The sequence below is a fragment of the Ectothiorhodospira shaposhnikovii genome (assembly GCF_016584105.1).
In the GTDB taxonomy this organism is placed as follows: Bacteria; Pseudomonadota; Gammaproteobacteria; order Ectothiorhodospirales; family Ectothiorhodospiraceae; genus Ectothiorhodospira; species Ectothiorhodospira shaposhnikovii.
Genome location: NZ_NRSM01000001.1, coordinates 119549 through 137531 on the forward strand (window position 1 = coordinate 119549; position 17983 = coordinate 137531).

Annotated in this window: 15 protein-coding genes; 11 read left to right on the forward strand and 4 right to left on the reverse strand. The window is 58.9% G+C overall.

Annotation, left to right across the window (positions count from 1 at the left end):
• Nucleotides 1-133 precede the first annotated feature (133 nt).
• The 4 genes from yidC to rpmH are packed head-to-tail and all read right to left on the reverse strand — an operon-like array spanning nucleotide 134 to nucleotide 2552.
• Nucleotides 134-1816, reverse strand: a complete 1683-nt coding sequence (gene yidC, locus CKO35_RS00555) for a membrane protein insertase YidC (RefSeq protein ID WP_200171492.1) — start codon at nucleotides 1814-1816, stop codon at nucleotides 134-136.
• Nucleotides 1809-2060, reverse strand: coding sequence for a membrane protein insertion efficiency factor YidD (gene yidD, locus CKO35_RS00560; protein ID WP_008932108.1), 252 nt, complete (start codon nucleotides 2058-2060; stop codon nucleotides 1809-1811). The genes yidC and yidD overlap by 8 nt, the downstream gene beginning before the upstream one ends.
• Nucleotides 2036-2476 (reverse strand): ribonuclease P protein component, encoded by a 441-nt coding sequence (gene rnpA, locus CKO35_RS00565; RefSeq protein ID WP_338031732.1) that lies wholly within the window; start codon nucleotides 2474-2476, stop codon nucleotides 2036-2038. The genes yidD and rnpA overlap by 25 nt, the downstream gene beginning before the upstream one ends.
• Entirely contained in the window at nucleotides 2418-2552 is a 135-nt protein-coding gene (gene rpmH / locus CKO35_RS00570) for a 50S ribosomal protein L34 (protein WP_083838800.1), read from the reverse strand. The genes rnpA and rpmH overlap by 59 nt, the downstream gene beginning before the upstream one ends.
• 203 nt (nucleotides 2553-2755) lie before the next feature.
• Between rpmH and dnaA the strand changes: the two genes are divergently transcribed.
• From dnaA to CKO35_RS00625, 11 genes are all read left to right on the forward strand, one after another.
• Nucleotides 2756-4153 carry a chromosomal replication initiator protein DnaA gene (gene dnaA / locus CKO35_RS00575; protein ID WP_200171496.1) on the forward strand — a complete coding sequence of 466 codons (1398 nt, stop codon included), beginning with the start codon at nucleotides 2756-2758 and terminating at the stop codon, nucleotides 4151-4153.
• A gap of 351 nt (nucleotides 4154-4504) precedes the next feature.
• Nucleotides 4505-4705: an RRXRR domain-containing protein gene (locus CKO35_RS00580; RefSeq protein ID WP_200171498.1), complete on the forward strand. Its 201-nt coding sequence runs from the start codon at nucleotides 4505-4507 to the stop codon at nucleotides 4703-4705.
• Between the two features lie 63 nt (nucleotides 4706-4768).
• Nucleotides 4769-5869: a DNA polymerase III subunit beta gene (gene dnaN, locus CKO35_RS00585; RefSeq protein ID WP_200171499.1), complete on the forward strand. Its 1101-nt coding sequence runs from the start codon at nucleotides 4769-4771 to the stop codon at nucleotides 5867-5869.
• 77 nt (nucleotides 5870-5946) lie between these two features.
• The gene (gene recF, locus CKO35_RS00590; RefSeq protein WP_200171501.1) at nucleotides 5947-7023 is read left to right on the forward strand and encodes a DNA replication/repair protein RecF; all 1077 of its coding nucleotides are present in this window, start codon (nucleotides 5947-5949) and stop codon (nucleotides 7021-7023) included.
• Between the two features lie 404 nt (nucleotides 7024-7427).
• The gene (gyrB, locus tag CKO35_RS00595) at nucleotides 7428-9851 is read left to right on the forward strand and encodes a DNA topoisomerase (ATP-hydrolyzing) subunit B (protein WP_200171503.1); all 2424 of its coding nucleotides are present in this window, start codon (nucleotides 7428-7430) and stop codon (nucleotides 9849-9851) included.
• 142 nt (nucleotides 9852-9993) lie between these two features.
• Nucleotides 9994-10566: a LemA family protein gene (locus CKO35_RS00600; protein WP_200171505.1), complete on the forward strand. Its 573-nt coding sequence runs from the start codon at nucleotides 9994-9996 to the stop codon at nucleotides 10564-10566.
• A gap of 225 nt (nucleotides 10567-10791) precedes the next feature.
• Nucleotides 10792-11505 carry a GIDE domain-containing protein gene (locus tag CKO35_RS00605; RefSeq protein WP_242466944.1) on the forward strand — a complete coding sequence of 238 codons (714 nt, stop codon included), beginning with the start codon at nucleotides 10792-10794 and terminating at the stop codon, nucleotides 11503-11505.
• 169 nt (nucleotides 11506-11674) lie between these two features.
• Nucleotides 11675-13723, forward strand: a complete 2049-nt coding sequence (gene prlC / locus CKO35_RS00610; RefSeq protein WP_200171509.1) for an oligopeptidase A — start codon at nucleotides 11675-11677, stop codon at nucleotides 13721-13723.
• Complete coding sequence (gene xth, locus CKO35_RS00615) at nucleotides 13720-14487, forward strand: exodeoxyribonuclease III (RefSeq protein WP_200171511.1); 768 nt, start codon at nucleotides 13720-13722, stop codon at nucleotides 14485-14487. The genes prlC and xth overlap by 4 nt, the downstream gene beginning before the upstream one ends.
• A gap of 56 nt (nucleotides 14488-14543) precedes the next feature.
• Nucleotides 14544-16016 carry a 4-hydroxy-3-polyprenylbenzoate decarboxylase gene (gene ubiD, locus CKO35_RS00620; RefSeq protein WP_200171513.1) on the forward strand — a complete coding sequence of 491 codons (1473 nt, stop codon included), beginning with the start codon at nucleotides 14544-14546 and terminating at the stop codon, nucleotides 16014-16016.
• A gap of 320 nt (nucleotides 16017-16336) precedes the next feature.
• Nucleotides 16337-17974 (forward strand): methyl-accepting chemotaxis protein, encoded by a 1638-nt coding sequence (locus CKO35_RS00625; protein WP_200171515.1) that lies wholly within the window; start codon nucleotides 16337-16339, stop codon nucleotides 17972-17974.
• The last annotated feature ends 9 nt before the right edge of the window (nucleotides 17975-17983 follow it).

A 17983-nucleotide genomic window follows, 5' to 3' on the forward strand; every position in this document is an offset into this window, starting at 1 on the left:
TGAGTCCCACGAAAAATAGCCCGGATGGAGAAAACCGGCGATCCCCGGATCACCACTGCAGTGGGATCTTCGAAGACCGCCGGCCGTCTCCAACCGGGCTATGGATGGCCGGGATGGCCAGCAGGAAGTGGTGTTACTTCTTGCCGCCGCCCTTGCCGTTGGCCGTCTTTTCGATCTGGCGCGTGATGTAGTACTGCTGGGCAATGGACAGCAGGTTGTTGACCAGCCAGTACAGCACCAGACCCGCCGGGAAGAAGGCGAAGAACACGGTGAAGACGATGGGCAGGGCCATCATGATCTTCTGCTGTACCGGGTCCATGGGGGCCGGGTTCAGCTTGTACTGGGCGATCATGCTGGCACCCATGAGCAGCGGCAGCACGAAGAAGGGATCACGGATGGACAGATCCTGAATCCAGAAGATCCACGGCGCCTGACGCAGCTCCACGCTTTCCAGCAGCACCCAGTAGAGGGCGATGAAGACGGGGATCTGGATCAGGATGGGCAGACAGCCGCCCAGCGGATTGATCTTCTCCTTCTTGTAAAGCTCCATCAGCGCCTGGTTCATGCGCTGCTTGTCGTCGCCGAAACGCTCCTTGAGGGCCATCATCTTCGGCTGCACGGCACGCATCTTGGCCATGGAGCGGTAACTGGTCTCGGACAGCTTGTAGAACACCAGCTTGATCATCAGGGTCAGGATGATGATGGCCCAGCCCCAGTTGCCCACGAAATCATGGATCACCCGCAGCAGCCAGAACAAGGGCTTGGCCAGCACCGTGAAGATGCCGTAGTCCACCGTCAGTTCCAGGCCATCGGCGATCTTTGACAGGGGCTGCTGTTTTTTGGGGCCGATCCAGATGCGGGACTGCAGGACCTCATGGGCGCCGGGGGCGATGCTCACGGGTTCGGAGCGCAGGCCGATGATGTACTGGGGACGTTCCGGCGTGCCGATGGCACGGCTGTAGAGCAGGTTCACCTCATCGGCATGGGGTACCCAGGCGGTGAGGAAGTAATGCTGGATGATGGAGATCCAGCCTGCGGAAATATTGCGGTCCTGGACGTTCCTGCCCAGATCCTCCAGGGATTCCTTGATGTATTTCCCGTCATAGAGGGCGGCACCAGTGAAGGTGTACAGGAACCAGGATTCACGGTCCGGAGTGGGACCATGACGCAGTTGCCGGTACTGGCGGCCGGTCCAGGTGGCGTCACTGTTGTTTTCCACCCGATGGTCCACATCCACCAGGAAGTCGCCACGGCGGAAGGTGTAGGTCTTGGTGACACGGATGCCGTCCTCGCTTTCCCATGTCAGGGGGACCACGAGTTCATCCTGCCAGTCCTCCATGCGGTATTCAGTGCGCTCGGCCCGGAACACGGCGTGATGGGATGGGGCGCGGTCGGCGTGTTCGATGCCGGGTACACGGTCATGAATCAGGCCGGACTGAGCCACATAGTCGCGCAAACGCTCGTCCAGGATGCGTACCGGATTGTCCGGCTCCTTCAGACTCACCGGATAGGTGGGCAGGTCGGCGCGCACCAGGTCGCCGCCACGGGTGTCGATGAGCACGTCCAGGGTATCGGTGACCACACGGATGCGCTGGCGATCAGCGGCCAGCACGGGGTCCATGCCCACGGGGGCATCCATGGCCTCGGAAGCAGGGGCATCGGGGACATCGTCGCGGAATTCCTGCCCGTTGAGGGTGGCTTCGGCGCGCTGGGGATCGAACTGGGGCTGGGGACCATAGTCCACACGCCAGGCCTGCCAGATCAGGAACAGCAGGAAAACCAGTGACAGGTACAGGATCGGTCGAAGATTATCCATGATTTCGCGGCTGCTTGTGATGGCCTGGGGCGGGGTCCGGTACAGGATCGTACCCGCCTTCGCAGAAGGGATGACAACGCGCCAGTCGCCGGACGGTGAGCCACAGGCCCCGCAGGGCGCCGTGTCTCTCGATGGCCTCCATTCCGTAACAGGAACAGGAGGGGGTGAATCGGCAGTGCTGCCCGATGAAAGGGCTCAGGGTATAGCGGTAGACCTGGATCAGGAAGATAAGGACTTTTCGCATTGGCTACTCATCCGTTTCCAGAGTCTTTCCAGGGCCTGATGCAGATCGGCGTTGTTGAAATGCTGGGCGCCCGGCTTGCACATGATGACCATGTCCATGGGGGCCATGCCGGAACGATGCCGACGAAACGACTCCCGGATCAGGCGTTTGATTCGATTGCGCTGGGTGGCCTGGCGGACATTTTTTTTTGCCACGGCCATCCCCAGGCGCGGTCCCGCAGTCGGGCTCAGCGCCCAGAGCCCGGTGAAGGGCGGCTGGGACACCCGATGTGCATCCCTGAAGACCCGGTGGTAATCACTCGCCTGCAACAGCCTGACGTGGCGAGGAAATCCCTGGTCATTCAGGACAATCTGTTGATCAAGGGCAAAGACGGGCACGGCCCCGGGCGCGGCGAGCGGCCAGCACCTTGCGGCCACCGCGGGTAGCCATGCGGGCACGGAAACCATGGGTGCGCTTGCGGTGCAGGTTACTGGGCTGGAATGTTCTTTTCATGACGGCTGACCGTGGCTGAGTTCTATTTTACGGGCGATAGAGAGCGCCCAATCTAAGGCGCGTAAAAGTACCTGCGATTGACATGGGTGTCAATCCGCGTCAGTCAAGGCCTGGGGACAAGGGTGTGGAAAAAGGTGTGGATAAGTCGGTGGGACTGCGGGTAGACTTACGCGTCCCTCAAACCCCTACCACTGGAGATACCCTTGGTTGGCAACTCCTTGTGGCAGCAATGCGTGTCGCGTCTGGAGAGTGAACTCTCCGAACAGCAACTCAATACCTGGATTCGTCCCCTGCATGCAGTGGAGGAACAGGGCGTATTACGGCTGCTCGCTCCCAATCGATTCGTGCTGGACTGGGTCAAGGACCACTTTTTCCAGCGTATCGCCCAGGTCGTCACCGAGCTTCTGGGCAATGACTCCATGCGCGTGCTGCTGGAAGTGGGCAGCAGCCGGCCACCCGCAACACCGCCGGTGCGCCCGCCCCAACCTGCCGCCCAGTCCACACAGGCTGTACCCGTCTCGGCAGATGCGGTGCAGGCACGCGGACCGGCCCCGGCGCCGGCTGCCAGTTCCCCACAGTTCACCAACAACGTAAATCCCAATTTCACTTTCGACAACTTCGTCGAGGGTAAATCGAATCAGCTGGCCAGGGCCGCCAGCCTGCAGGTGGCGGCGAATGTGGGCAAGGCCTATAACCCCCTGTTCCTTTATGGAAGTACCGGCCTTGGGAAAACCCACCTTATGCATGCCATCGGTAACACCATTCTCCGGGAGCGCCCGGATGCGAAGGTGGTGTACCTGCATTCCGAACGTTTCGTGGCAGACATGATCAAGGCGCTGCAACACAATTCCATCGACGAATTCAAGCGCTATTACCGCTCTGTGGATGCCTTGTTGATTGACGATATTCAATTCTTTGCAGGCAAGGAGCGTTCCCAGGAGGAGTTTTTCCACACCTTCAATGCCTTGCTGGAAAGCCAGCAGCAGGTGATCCTGACCTGCGATCGTTATCCCAAGGAAGTGGAAGGTCTGGAAGATCGTCTCAAGTCCCGCTTTGGCTGGGGACTGACCGTCGCCATTGAGCCTGCCGAACTGGAAACCCGGGTGGCCATTCTGAAACGCAAGGCGGAAGAAGCCGGCGTGGATCTGCCCAGTGAAGTCGCATTTTTCGTTGCCAAGCGGATTCGTTCAAACATTCGTGAGCTTGAAGGTGCCTTGCGCCGTGTGATGGCCAATGCCCATTTTACGGGTCGCCCCATCACCCTGGAGTTTGCCAAAGAGGCGCTTCATGACCTGCTTGCCCTGCAGGACAAGCTGGTCACCATCGACAATATCCAGAAGACCGTGGCGGAGTATTACAAGATCCGGGTCTCCGATCTGCTTTCCACCCGCCGCAGTCGCTCCATCACCCGCCCCCGTCAGGTGGCCATGGCCCTGGCAAAGGAACTGACCAATCACAGCCTCCCGGAAATCGGGAAGGCCTTCGGGGGGCGGGACCATACCACGGTGCTGCACGCCTGCCGGAAGGTGGTGGAATTGCGTGAGTCCGATGCGCGGATCAATGAGGACTTCATCAATTTGCTGCGGACATTGACCACCTGATGGGTTGACGCCGCCAACACTGTGGATAAGGTGTGAACCCCCTATGGGAAATGGGGCGTCCGCAAGTTATCCACAATACTTCAACAGCGACCAAACCTCTTTATCCGGGCCTCAATTCACAGGGTTTTTACGTTATAAACCTTTGAATTTAATAGTTAATATTAAAGTTATCCAAAGGCGGACGGGTTACTTGTTACTATCATTAAAAAGATCTTCTTTAAATAATAGTTAAAGACGGGTCAACTCCCCCCACCTGAAGGCTGGAGCCGGGTGCAGACCTTCCCGAAGGGGGAATGGGCACTCTGCCCCACATCACCGGACCCGTAAGGGTTTTGTTTTTGGAACATTGAGATGGCGGTTTTTGCACTGGACAAAAGGAAAAAGCCCCTGATGCCCTGTTCGGAGAAGTGGGCACAGTTGCTGTTGGAACGGGGCCGGGCTGTGGTCCAGGGCATTTCATACCGCCACTGCCGTCTGCTGCAACGGGCGGACGGCTATGGCTATGCCTTTCAACCTAAACCGACACAGGAGGACGCGACCAGGGCCGCGTGATCGTGCCGTGCACGATGCGCTATCCCTCCCCGACCTGAAGGACGGGGTTTCTCGCGCAAAATGATGAAACTCAGTATTCAACGGGAAATGCTGCTCAAGCCGCTGCAGCAGGTCATCGGCGCTGTGGAAAAACGCCACACCATGCAGATTCTTGGCAATGTGCTGCTGCGATGCGACGGTGCGTTCCTGAGAATGACCGCCACGGACCTGGAAGTGGAACTGGTTGCAGAGCTGGAATACGCTTCTGAAGAAACCGGTGAGGTCACATTGCCTGCGCGCAAACTCCTGGATATCTGCCGTGCCCTGCCGGATGAGGCCGAAATCCGGATTCAGGTGAGCGGAGAACGTGCCGTGTTGTCTTCGGGGAGATCCCGTTTCGTGCTCACGACCCTGCCGGCGGGTGATTTCCCCAACCTGGATGAAATCGAGAGTCGGATCGAGTTTTCTCTTACCGAAAGGGAACTGCTTACACTCATCGGCCGCACATCCTTTGCCATGGCCAATCAGGATGCCCGGTATTACCTCAATGGACTGATGCTGGAAGTGGAAAAGGGCACGATCCGCACGGTGGCCACCGATGGTCACCGTCTGTCTCTGTGTGCGCTCAAGTCCATTGTGGAAACGGAAGAGACCCAGCAGGTCATCATTCCTCGCAAGGGGGTGCTGGAGTTGTCCCGTCTGCTGGAACTCAGCGATGACCCCGTCAGGGTTCAGATTGCAGCCAATCACCTGAGGGTGCGTCTGCCGGGTCTTTGTTTCACCACCAAGCTGATTGATGGGCGGTTTCCGGATTACAAACGGGTTATTCCCCGTGACGGCGAACAGGTGCTGAAGGTGGAACGTGAACACCTGCGTCAGGCACTGGGACGTACGGCAATCCTCTCCAATGAAAAATATCGCGGTGTCAGATTTGAGTTGTCCTCCGGCACCTTGAAGATTCTGTCTCACAATCCGGAACAGGAAGAGGCGGAAGAAGAAATGGAAGTGGACTACAGTGGTGAGCCGTTGGAGATTGGATTCAACGTCACCTATCTCATGGACGTTGTTGCCAATCTGCAGGGGGAAGTCCTTGAAGCCACGTTCAAGGATTCCGGCTCTTCCGTTCTGATCCGGGACCTGGGTTTTCAGGACGCCCTGTATGTGGTCATGCCCATGCGTCTGTAATTTCTGTGAATATCGTCGGGGGTCTGGCAGGTCAGGCCCCTTTCCCGCTTTTTCCCATCACTGCCACCTCCCCTCCCATGAGTCTGATCCGACTCGATGTCTTCAATCTCCGGCCCTTTGAAAAATCCCGGCTGGAGCCCTGTACCGGGTTGAATCTTGTGGTGGGTGAGAATGCCTCGGGCAAGACCAGCCTGCTGGAAGCCATCCATGTGCTGGCTACCGGTCGCTCCTTCAGATCCCAGCGTATTGAACCCGTCATTCGCCATGGTGCCCGTGACTTGATGGTGACCGGGCGTCTTCAACTTGAAGGACGCCAGGTTTCACTGGGCATTCGCAAGGGTAGTGGCAAGACGGTGGCAAGGATCAACGGTAAAACCGTAAGAAATCAGTCCGAACTGGCTCATGCCCTGCCCCTTCAGGTCATTCATCCTGACAGCCATGAATTGCTTTCCGGGAGCCCCGCCGAACGACGCGGTTTTCTGGACTGGGGGATCTTCTACCAGTCACCTCAATCCATGGGGCATTGGCAGGGGTATCGACGGGCACTGATCCAGCGCAATGAGGCCCTGCGTCGCGGTTTGAATGACAAGGCCCTGGATGTCTGGGAAACCTTGCTTGCCCAGTCTGGCGAAGCCATGGATCGTGCGCGGCAAAGCTACCTTGACATGCTGGTGCGTCATGTCCGGGGGCTTGAAGGTCTGCTACCCGGTAATGGCGGTATGGATCTTTCCTATCGTCGCGGTTGGCGTGAAGGCGTTGACCTCAAAACTCTGCTGCAGACGGCTCGCCCCCGAGAGCGGGAGATGGGTTATACCCTTTCCGGTCCTCATCGTGCTGACGTGGTGTTCCGTCGCGGAAATATGCTCCTGGCTGAAGGTGCGTCCAGAGGACAGCAGAAGTCGGCTGTGCTGCTTTTGCGTCTGGCTCAGGTGGCCGCCTTCAGGAGTGTGAGTGGTCGTCCAGCGGTAGTGATGGTGGATGACCTGCCTTCAGAACTGGATGAAGCCCACAGATCTGCCGTGCTTGCATTGCTTCAGGGGCTGGACTGCCAGGCTTTTGTCACTGCCATCGATCCTCGCCAGATTGATACCCGAGGCTGGTCGAGTGCCAGATTGTTCCACGTGGAACATGGTCGCCTGAAAGGTCAGTGTTGAATTTATGGTGGATGTTCCACGTGGAACATCCATCGTGTCGGGTAAGGCAAAAGGTTCCACGTGGAACCTCTATGCTGATGGTTTGTGCCAAGGTTGCAAATTTCCCTTCCAGGCATTTCGGGTATTCCCCTTTTTCTTACTCCCTAAAAATATTTCCGCAACGGTTGAGAATCCGGTTGCCAGACTGGAAAGTCTGGACTCCCGCGTTCGCGGGAGTGACGAAAGAAGCGGAATGCAGGAAAGGAGCGGGAATGGAGAATGAGGGATGAGGGAAAGGACGCGGGGGGATGGGAGAAGCATATTTGACGGTTCCTTCCGTTGATATCTGCGGGGACCTGGGAACAGGGCGGGACCCGGGCTGCAAGTGATATAATGCCTCTCTTTTGATGTTAGGCAGGCACAGCATGACCGATCAGACGCCCCCGACCTACGACTCTTCCAATATCAAGGTCCTCAAAGGCCTGGACGCCGTTCGCAAGCGACCCGGTATGTATATCGGTGATACCGATGACGGTACGGGGCTGCATCACATGGTCTTCGAGGTGGTGGATAATGCCATCGACGAGGCCTTGGCGGGCTACTGCAAGGAAATCAACGTCACCATCCACAGCGATGGTTCGGTCAGTGTGAGCGACGATGGTCGCGGGATTCCTGTGGATATTCACCCCGAGGAAGGGCGATCCGCGGCCGAAGTCATCATGACGGTGCTTCATGCGGGGGGGAAATTCGACGATAACTCCTACAAGGTTTCCGGCGGATTGCACGGGGTGGGTGTCTCCGTGGTCAATGCCCTGTCCGAATGGCTGGAAATGACCATTTACCGGGAAGGCAGGACCCATCGCCAGACCTATCGTCTTGGAGTGCCGGATGCCCCCCTTAAGGCTGTCAGTGAAACCCAGCGCACCGGGACGACGATTCATTTCAAGCCCAGCCCCGAGATCTTCACCGATACTGAATACCATTACGACATCCTTTCGCGGCGCCTGCGGGAGCTGTCGTTCCTGAATTCCGGCGTGCGCATCCAGCTCCAGGATGAGCGGGACGGCGGCAAGCGGGATGTGTTTGAGTATCAGGGCGGTATCCGCGCCTTCGTGGAACATCTCAATCGCAACAAGACACCGCTCCATCCCACCGTGATCTACCTGAACGCGGAAAAGGACGGGATCGTCGTGGAGATCGCCCTGCAGTGGAACGACTCCTACCAGGAAAATATCTTCTGCTTCACCAACAACATCCCCCAGCGGGACGGCGGTACCCACCTGGCCGGTTTCCGCTCCGCCCTTACCCGGACGCTGAATCAGTACATGGAGGCGGAGGGTGTCCTCAAGCGGCAGAAGGTCAGTACCAGCGGTGACGATGCCCGCGAAGGCCTGACCGCTGTCCTTTCAGTGAAGGTGCCCGATCCCAAGTTCTCCTCCCAGACCAAGGACAAGCTGGTGTCCTCCGAGGTGAAGCCGGTGGTGGAATCGGTGATGAGCGATACCCTGCAGGCCTTCCTGCTGGAAAATCCCGGTGAGTCCAGGAACATCACCAGCAAGATCATCGATGCTGCCCGCGCCCGCGAGGCGGCCCGCAAGGCCCGCGAGATGACCCGTCGCAAGGGTGCCCTGGACGTGGCCGGCCTGCCCGGCAAGTTGGCGGACTGCCAGGAGAAGGACCCGGCCCTGTCGGAACTGTTCATCGTGGAGGGTGATTCGGCAGGCGGTTCCGCCAAGCAGGGACGGGATCGGCGTACCCAGGCAGTGCTGCCCCTCAAGGGCAAGATCCTGAACGTGGAGAAGGCCCGTTTCGACAAGATGCTCTCCTCTGCGGAAGTGGGAACCCTGATCACCGCCCTGGGGTGTGGTATCGGCAAGGATGAGTTCAATCCCGACAAACTGCGCTATCACCGCATCATCATCATGACCGACGCGGATGTGGACGGCTCCCATATCCGCACCCTGCTGCTGACCTTCTTCTATCGTCAGATGCCCGAACTGGTGGCCCGGGGGCACATCTACATTGCCCAGCCTCCCCTCTACAAGGTGAAGCGCGGCAAGCAGGAAAGCTACGTCAAGGATGAGCTGGAGATGAGCAATCTGCTGCTCAGTCTGGCGCTGGATGATGCCAAGCTGGTGGTCAATCCGGAGGCACCGCCGGTGAGTGGCCAGGCCCTGGAGGATCTGGCCCGTCGCTACAATAGCGTGATGGCCGCCGTCGGACGTCTGGGACGGCGCTATGATCGGCAGTTGCTGGAACGGATGGTGTTCGCATCGCCGCTCAATGACAGTGACCGGCAGGATCAGGACAGACTGGATGCCTGGTTCAAGCGGTTGCTGGAAGGGTTGCAGAGCGATGCCGCCGGTGCCACCCGCTACGAAATGAGCATCCTGGCCGATGAGCGCGGGGGATATCAGGCCCGGGTGGCACGGCTGATGCACGGCGCACGTACGGATGAGATCTATGGTGCCGACTTCTTCGAGTCTGCGGAATTCAGGGTCATGCGCGAGCTGGCCGAGCGTCTGGATGGACTGCTGGACACGGGTGCCTATATTCAGCGGGGGGAGCGGCGGCAGCCGGTCGCTAATTTCCGCGAAGTGATGAACTGGTTGCTGGGAGAGGCACGGCGTGGCTTGTCCATCCAGCGCTACAAGGGTCTGGGTGAAATGAATCCCGAGCAGCTATGGGAGACCACCTTGAACGCGGAAACCCGGCGCCTGCTGCAGGTTCAAGTGGAAGATGCGGTGCGTGCCGATGAGGTGTTCACTACCCTGATGGGAGACCATGTGGAGCCACGTCGGGAATTTATCGAAGCCAATGCACTGACGGTCGCCAATCTGGACATCTGATACCCACTCGGGACATCGGCCTCTCCCCTGCCCCGACCGTGGGATCGGAGGGTCTGATTGCCTTACCAAAGGGCATACTTTATGCGGGGAATGAGGCAGAATAATCGCATTGAGTGTCTTTAGAGACCACGAGGCTGGGACAATGGATATCGGCGGCTATGTCATGATCGGCATCTTCATCCTGATCGCCCTCTATTCGGTGATCATTTACAACAATCTGGTCAGCCTCAAGCATGGTGTTTCAAAGGCCTGGTCCAATATCGATATCCTGCTCAAGCAGCGTTTCGATGAACTGCCCAAGTTGGTTGAAGTCTGCCGTCAGTACATGTCTTATGAGCAGGATACCCTTGAAAAGGTCATGCAGGCCCGTAATCAGGTGGCAGCCGCGCAGCAAAGTCAGGACATGAAATCCCTGGGACGGGCGGAGGATGTGCTGAGGGTGGGCCTGGGTAATCTGTTTGCCGTGGCCGAGGCCTATCCCGAGTTGAAGGCAGATCAGACCTTTCGCCATCTGCAATCACGGATCACCGGCTTGGAAAATGCCATTGCTGATCGGCGTGAGTACTACAATGAATGCGTAAACCGTAATAATGTCCGTATCGAACAGTTCCCTGATCTGGTCATCGCACACCTGTTTCGATTCGGTCCTTTTGATCTGCTGGAATTTTCCCGTCGAGAGCTTCAGGATGTGGACGTGCGCGCCCTCTTCAGCTAGTAGACGGACTGCATTTTCATGCGGGAGGGAATCACTGCCCTGGTCAGGCAGATGGATGTTGGTGAATTCATTTTTCTGATAGCAGTTCTTATCGCACTAATGCTGGTGTCCCTCTGGGGATTTATCAGAGGCACATACCGAAAACGACTCATTGCTGATACACCCACTTCCCGTATTCGATCCGCTGCCCAGGGTTATCTGGAGCTGATTGGAAGCGCAAGACTCATGCCGGGCCCGCCCATCATCGCGCCACTCACAGGTACGCAATGTGCTTGGTATTACTATCAGATCGATCGACGCGATAGCACGGGTCGCAATCGAGGTTGGTCAAGGGTGGATTACGGCAGTAGCGACAACCTGTTTCTGCTGGTGGATGACACGGGGGAGTGTCTGATTGATCCCGAGGGCGCCCAGGTCATCTGTCTGCATAAGGATGTCTGGCACGGCAGTTCTCCGCGACCACTGACCGGCGCCAGGCCGGGCGGCTCCTTTTTTGGGCTGGGGCAGTATCGATACATGGAGCGTCGTCTGCATCTTGAGGAAGATCTTTACGCCATTGGTTATTTCCGCACACGGGGAACCAGTGATGACAGTTCATTGAACCATGAAGTGGCGGAAATACTGGGTCGATGGAAGAAGGATCCTGCCAGGATGAAGCGCTTTGATATCAATCAGGATGGTCCGATCGATATGGAAAAGTGGGAGCGTGTACGACAGGCCGCAATTCAGAAGGCGTTGCTTCGCCTGGCCGAACGAGCGGATGCTCCGGCAGTCCATGTCATGAGCCGGGGTGCTGATCGCCGCCGTCCCTACATTCTTTCGGCCATTCCTGAGGAGCGTCTGGTGCGACGCTACCGCTGGCAGGCCCGACTCAGTGCCCTGTCCTTCCTGGTCATGGCCGGCTGTCTGGCTTCGGCGATTCTTGCACGTGTCGCCTGATCAGCCGCATGGCTGGCATTTCACACCTTAAATGGATCGTGAAATGAAAGGCCTGAATGTCCCATGGTTTCATCCTGAACCACCCGTGTTACAGTAACTGAATATAATGGTCGGATATCTGCTGTCCATCGCAGCGGGTGTTCAATACTCAACCTGACGCTGGATCGCCATGAACAATCCATTACTCCAGATGCAGGGCCTTCCCCCCTTTGCCGAGATTCTTCCGGAACACGTGGAGCCCGCCGTGGACCAGGTGCTGGCCGACAACCGGGCCGCCATACAGGCCTTGTTGAGCCAGCCCGGCCCTTTCACCTGGGAAAGCCTGGTCCATCCCCTCTCCTTGCTGGAAGACCGCCTCAACCGGATCTGGTCGCCAGTGCGGCACATGAACTCCGTGGTCAACAGCGATGAACTGCGCCAAGCCTACAATGCCTGCCTGCCTAAATTGTCCGACTATGCCACGGAAATGGGACAGAATCTGGACCTGTTCCAGGCCTTTCGCAGTATTGCCGATGATCCTGGATTCGCCGAACTGGCCCCTGCCCAGCAACGGGTGATCAACAATGCCTTGCGAGACTTTCACCTCTCCGGCGTCGATCTGCCCGAAGACAGGAAGGCCCGCTACAAGGCCATTGCCCAGGAGCTTTCCCAGCTCACTTCCCGTTTCGAGGAAAACGTCCTGGATGTCACCCAGGCCTGGAAACGGATCATTCCCGATGTGGAAGGACTCAAGGGGTTGCCGGAATCCTCCCTGGAAATGCTGTTGCAGAATGCCCGCCAGCATAAGGAAGACGGTTATCTGATCAATCTGGAATTCCCGTCCTACTACGCGGTCATGACCTATGCCGATGACCGTGATCTGCGCCGTGAGACTTATACGGCGTATGTCACCCGGGCCTCCGATCAGGGGCCTCATGATCGCCGCTTCGACAACTCCCAGGTAATTGAACAGATCCTGGCCCTGCGCCATGAACAGGCCCGGTTACTGGGGTATCCCAGCTATGCCCATCTGTCCCTGGCCACCAAAATGGCCGAGTCGCCGGAACAGGTGGTGGGATTCCTCTCCGAAATGGCGCAGCGGGCCTGTCCTGCCGCCCGAAAGGAACTGGATGCCCTGCGGACTTTTGCCCGGGAACACCTGAATCTTGAGGATTTGCAGGCCTGGGATCTGGCCTATGCCTCGGAAAAGCTGCGCAAGCATGCCTACGATCTCTCCCAGGAAGATCTCAAGCCCTACTTCCCGGTGGATCGGGTGTTGCAGGGGCTGTTCCAATTGGTGGAGCGCCTGTATCAGGTCCGGATCACTCGTGTGGAGGACGCACCGGTCTGGCACGACGATGTCCGCTTTTACGAGATTCAGGACCCGGACGGTACGCCCCGTGCCCGGTTCTATCTGGATCTCTATGCCCGTGCCCGCAAGCGCGGCGGTGCCTGGATGGACGAATGTTTGAATCGTCTGCGCGACGGAGAGCGCCTGCAGTTGCCGGTGGCCTACATGACCTGCAATTCCACTCCGCCGGTGGGCGGCAAGCCCGCCCTCTTTACCCATGACGAGGTGCTGACCCTGTTCCATGAGTTCGGCCATGGGCTGCACCACATGCTCACCCGGGTGGACTATCCGGACGTGGCGGGCATCAACGGTGTGGAATGGGATGCGGTGGAACTGCCCAGCCAGTTCATGGAAAACTGGTGCTGGGAGCGGGAAGCCCTGGATCTCATTGCCGGTCATCATGAAACCGGCGAGCCGCTGCCCGGTGTCCTGTTCGACAAGCTGCAGGCCACCCGCCATTTCCAGGCCGCCATGCAGATGGTGCGCCAGCTGGAGTTTTCCCTTTTCGACATGCGTCTGCATGCAGAATATGACCCGGCACGGGGGGGGCGCATCCAGGAAACCCTGGACGCGGTGCGCAGCCAGGTGGCGGTAATGATTCCCCCCGCCTTCAACCGGTTCCAGCACAGCTTCTCCCACATCTTTGCCGGCGGTTATGCGGCCGGTTATTACAGCTATAAGTGGGCCGAGGTCCTGTCGGCCGATGCCTTTGCCCGGTTCGAGGAGGAAGGCCTGTTCAATCCGGAGGTGGGTACCGCCTTCCTGCGGGAAATCCTGGAACAGGGCGGCGCCCGCCCTGCCCTGGAGCTGTTCCGGGCTTTCCGTGGCCGTGATCCGCAGATCGAGGCACTGCTGCGACATTCGGGACTGGTGGACGCGGCGGCATGAAGATCGCCACCTGGAACGTCAATTCCCTGAAGGTGCGCCTGCCCCATGTGCTGGACTGGCTGGCGGGGCAGCAGCCGGACGTGCTGGCGTTGCAGGAAACCAAGACGGTGGATGAAGCCTTCCCGCTGGAGGCGCTGCAGGCGGCGGGCTATCACTGCCTGTATGCAGGGCAGAAGACCTATAACGGGGTGGCCCTGCTGAGCCGCGTGCCGGGAGAGGATCCTGTGACCGACCCGCCGGGTGTCGATGACCCCGAGCGACGCATCCTGGCCGCGACGGTGAACGGGGTCCGGGTGATCAACCTGTATGTGGTGAACGGCTCGGAGGTGGGTTCGGACAAGTACGCCCGCAAGCTGGACTGGCTGGTCCGGGTGACGGCGTTCGTGAAAGCGGAACTGGACCGTCATGACCAGGTGGTGGTGCTGGGGGATTTCAATATCGCCCCGGAAGATCGTGACGTCCATGACCCGGCGGCCTGGCATGAACGGATTCTCTGTTCCACCCCGGAGCGGGCGGCCTTGCGTGCCATGCTGGATCTGGGCCTGGAAGATGTTTTTCGCCGGTTCGAGCAGCCGGAGGGCGCATTCAGCTGGTGGGATTATCGGGCAGCGGCATTCCGGCGCAACCGGGGCTTGCGGATCGATTTGATCCTGGCCAGCCAGGCCCTGGCGGAGCGGTGTCTGGGATCGGAGATCGATCCGGCACCCCGCCGCCTGGAGCGGCCGTCGGATCATGCGCCGGTACTGGCCTGTTTTGATCTGTGATCTAATGGCCGGGGGGCGTGCCCTGCCATCGTTATCCGTGAATATATGGAAAACCCATGAAATACCGCGACCTGCGTGACTTCATCTCCGGCCTGGAGGCCCAGGGGGAACTCAAGCGTATCCGGATTCCGGTGGATCCGAATCTGGAAATGACCGAGATCTGCGACCGTACCCTGCGGGCCGGCGGCCCTGCCCTGCTGTTCGAGCGTCCCACCGGGTATGACATGCCGGTGTTGGGCAATCTCTTCGGCACCCCGAGGCGGGTGGCCATGGGCATGGGGGAGGACTCGGTGGAGGCCCTGCGGGAAGTGGGCAAGCTGCTGGCCTTCCTCAAGGAGCCGGACCCGCCCAAGGGCCTCAAGGAAGCCTGGAAGACGCTCCCCATCTTCAAGAAGGTGCTGGACATGGCGCCCAAGAAGGTGCGGGGCGGCGAATGTCAGGCGGTGGTGCTGGAGGGCGATGACGTGGACCTGGGCAACCTGCCGGTGCAGACCTGCTGGCCCGGGGACGCCGGTCCCCTGATCACCTGGGGGCTGGTGGTGACCAAGGGACCGCGGCGGGAACGGCAGAACATGGGCATCTACCGCCAGCAGGTGATCGGACGCAACCGGGTGATCATGCGCTGGCTCTCCCACCGTGGCGGTGCCCTGGATTTTCGTGACTGGCAGATCGATCACCCCGGCGAGCCCTTCCCCGTGTCCGTGGTACTGGGCTGCGATCCGGCCACCATCCTGGGCGCGGTGACCCCGGTGCCCGATACTCTGTCGGAACATGCCTTTGCCGGACTGCTGCGCGGGGATCGCACCGAACTGACCTGTTGCATCGGTAACGAGTTGTTGGTGCCGGCCACCGCCGAGATCATCCTGGAAGGGGTGATTCATCCCGATGACATGGCGCCGGAAGGGCCGTTCGGAGACCACACCGGGTATTACAACGAGGTGGACAATTTCCCGGTGTTCACCGTGCAGCGTATTACCCACCGCAAGAACCCCATCTATCACAGCACCTATACCGGACGGCCACCGGATGAACCGGCCATCCTGGGAGTGGCCCTGAACGAGGTGTTCGTGCCCATCCTGCAGAAGCAGTTCCCCGAGATCACGGATTTCTATCTGCCGCCGGAGGGCTGCTCCTACCGTCTGGCGGTGGTCAGCATCCGCAAGCAGTATGCCGGGCACGCCAAGCGGGTGATGCTGGGCGTGTGGTCCTTCCTGCGCCAGTTCATGTACACCAAGTTCGTCATCGTGGTGGACGACGATGTCAACGCACGGGACTGGAAGGATGTGATCTGGGCCATGACCACCCGTATGGACCCTGGTCGGGATACGGTCACCATCGACAACACCCCGATCGATTATCTGGACTTTGCCTCGCCGGTGTCGGGACTGGGTTCCAAAATGGGTTTTGATGCCACCAACAAATGGCCCGGCGAGACCACCCGGGAATGGGGTACGCCCATCGTCATGAGCGATTCGGTGAAACGGCGGGTGGATGAAATCTGGAAGGAGCTGGGACTGGATAACGACTGACGCCGATCGGCATGAATTAAAGTCCATGGAATCCTTGTCGCTAATATGTTATAGCAATCTGCAGTTTTGCTATAGAGCCGTTCATCGATAAGGGAAGTTCTGAATAAGTCACTCCCGATCAAGCGGTAATCCGGCCACGGGCCGGAAATCCCGTCACTCCCGCCTTCGCGGGAGTGACGGGAGGTGAGGACTTGTCCAGTGTTTCCCTGGCTTGGTGGAGCGGCATTCAAGTCGGCAAGGTCAGCAAGCCGATTTACTCGGTTTTGCGCGGGACCGGCTTATTAGCCATGGGGGTGTGCCGAGGTATGGAGCGATCGTTGATGATCCGCCTTTTCTGGGGGGTCGGTTTCATTGTAGGAGCGGCCCTGCTTGCCATGCTGGTGCACTGGCTCATGGGCCCGGGCATGGTTTCCATGGCGGTCAGCACCATGCTGGCCGTGTCAATCACTGCCCTGCTGGCGGATCGACTCTGGATCTCGCCCCGGGAACGGGACATACAGCGCCTTTACGAGCAACTTCGCGACGGACCTTTGCCGGAAGGGGCGGATCCACGCATCGAAGCCGTTTCAAGGCAACTGGTTCGTTATCGAGCCTTGTCCGGAAAACTGGCTGAATCCGGTTCACTCATCGCCGTATCGGCCGCGGAGGTGGCCTTTTCCTGTACCTCGCTCAAACAGCGGGTTCATGCCCAGGTCACGAGTGTCAATGGCATTGCCGACTCTTCTTCCCAGATTTCGGCGACGGTTCATGCTGCCACGCGAAGCTCGGAGGAAGCGGTGGAAAGCTCCCGACGGACCAATCAGGCCAGCCACGAAGGCCATGAGTGTGTTGCCGACGCGCTCAAACACATGGACCAGATGAAGCAGCGCATGCAGAAGGCGTCCAGCCTCATGACCAGCCTTGACAGCCGTGCCGGTGAGATTCAACGGATCACCGAGGTCATCACGGGAATTGCCGAACAGACCAACCTGCTGGCCCTTAACGCCGCCATTGAGGCAGCCAGGGCCGGAGAACAGGGGCGAGGTTTTGCCGTGGTGGCCGACGAGGTCCGAGGTCTGGCTACCCGCACTGCTTCCGCCACCAGCGAAATCGCCCAGATGGTCCATGAAATCAATTCCGAGACTTCCAATGCCGTTTCCACCATTCATCAACTGGTGGAGGCCGTCGAGGAAAGTGCCCGGCGAACTTCCACTGTGAATGAAAAGCTGTCGGCCATTCTGGAACACTCGGCCTCTGCGGACCGTTGCATTCAGACCGTGGTGAGTGGCAGCGAGGAAAATCACAACCATCTTGATCAGGTCACATCCTCAATACAGCTGGTAAGTACCCATCTGACCGAAACGGAACAGGATGTAACCAATCTCACGTCAGCGGCGGATAGGCTTTCGGAGCGGGCCGAAATGATCTACGAGCTGTTGGGGGATATGGGGCTGGGGGGCATTCACGACCAGATCCGTCGCGAGGCCGAGCAGGCGGCTACGGCGGTGGGGCGGGCCTTCGATGAGGCCTGTGACAAGGGGCACATCCGCCTGGATGATCTGTTTGACCGCAATTACAAGCCGATTTCCGGCACGGATCCGGTGAAGTACAAGACGCGTTTTGATGAATTCACGGACAAGGTACTGCCGGCCATCCAGGAACCGATCCTGGAGCGTAATACCAGGATTGCCTATGCCGGCGCGGTGGATGACCGGGGGTATTTCCCCACCCATAACCGCCGCTACAGCCAGCCCCTGACAGGGGACTATGAGCGTGATCTGGTCAATAACCGCACCAAGCGCATTTTCAAGGATCGCACCGGCTCCCGTTGCGGCAGTCACCAAAAACCCTACCTGCTTCAGACCTATAAACGCGACACCGGGGAAGTCATGCATGACCTGTCCGTGCCCATCTATGTGAAGGGTCGTCACTGGGGGGGATTCCGCATTGGTTATCGCAGTGAAAGTGTCAAATCCTGAGTCCCCGGC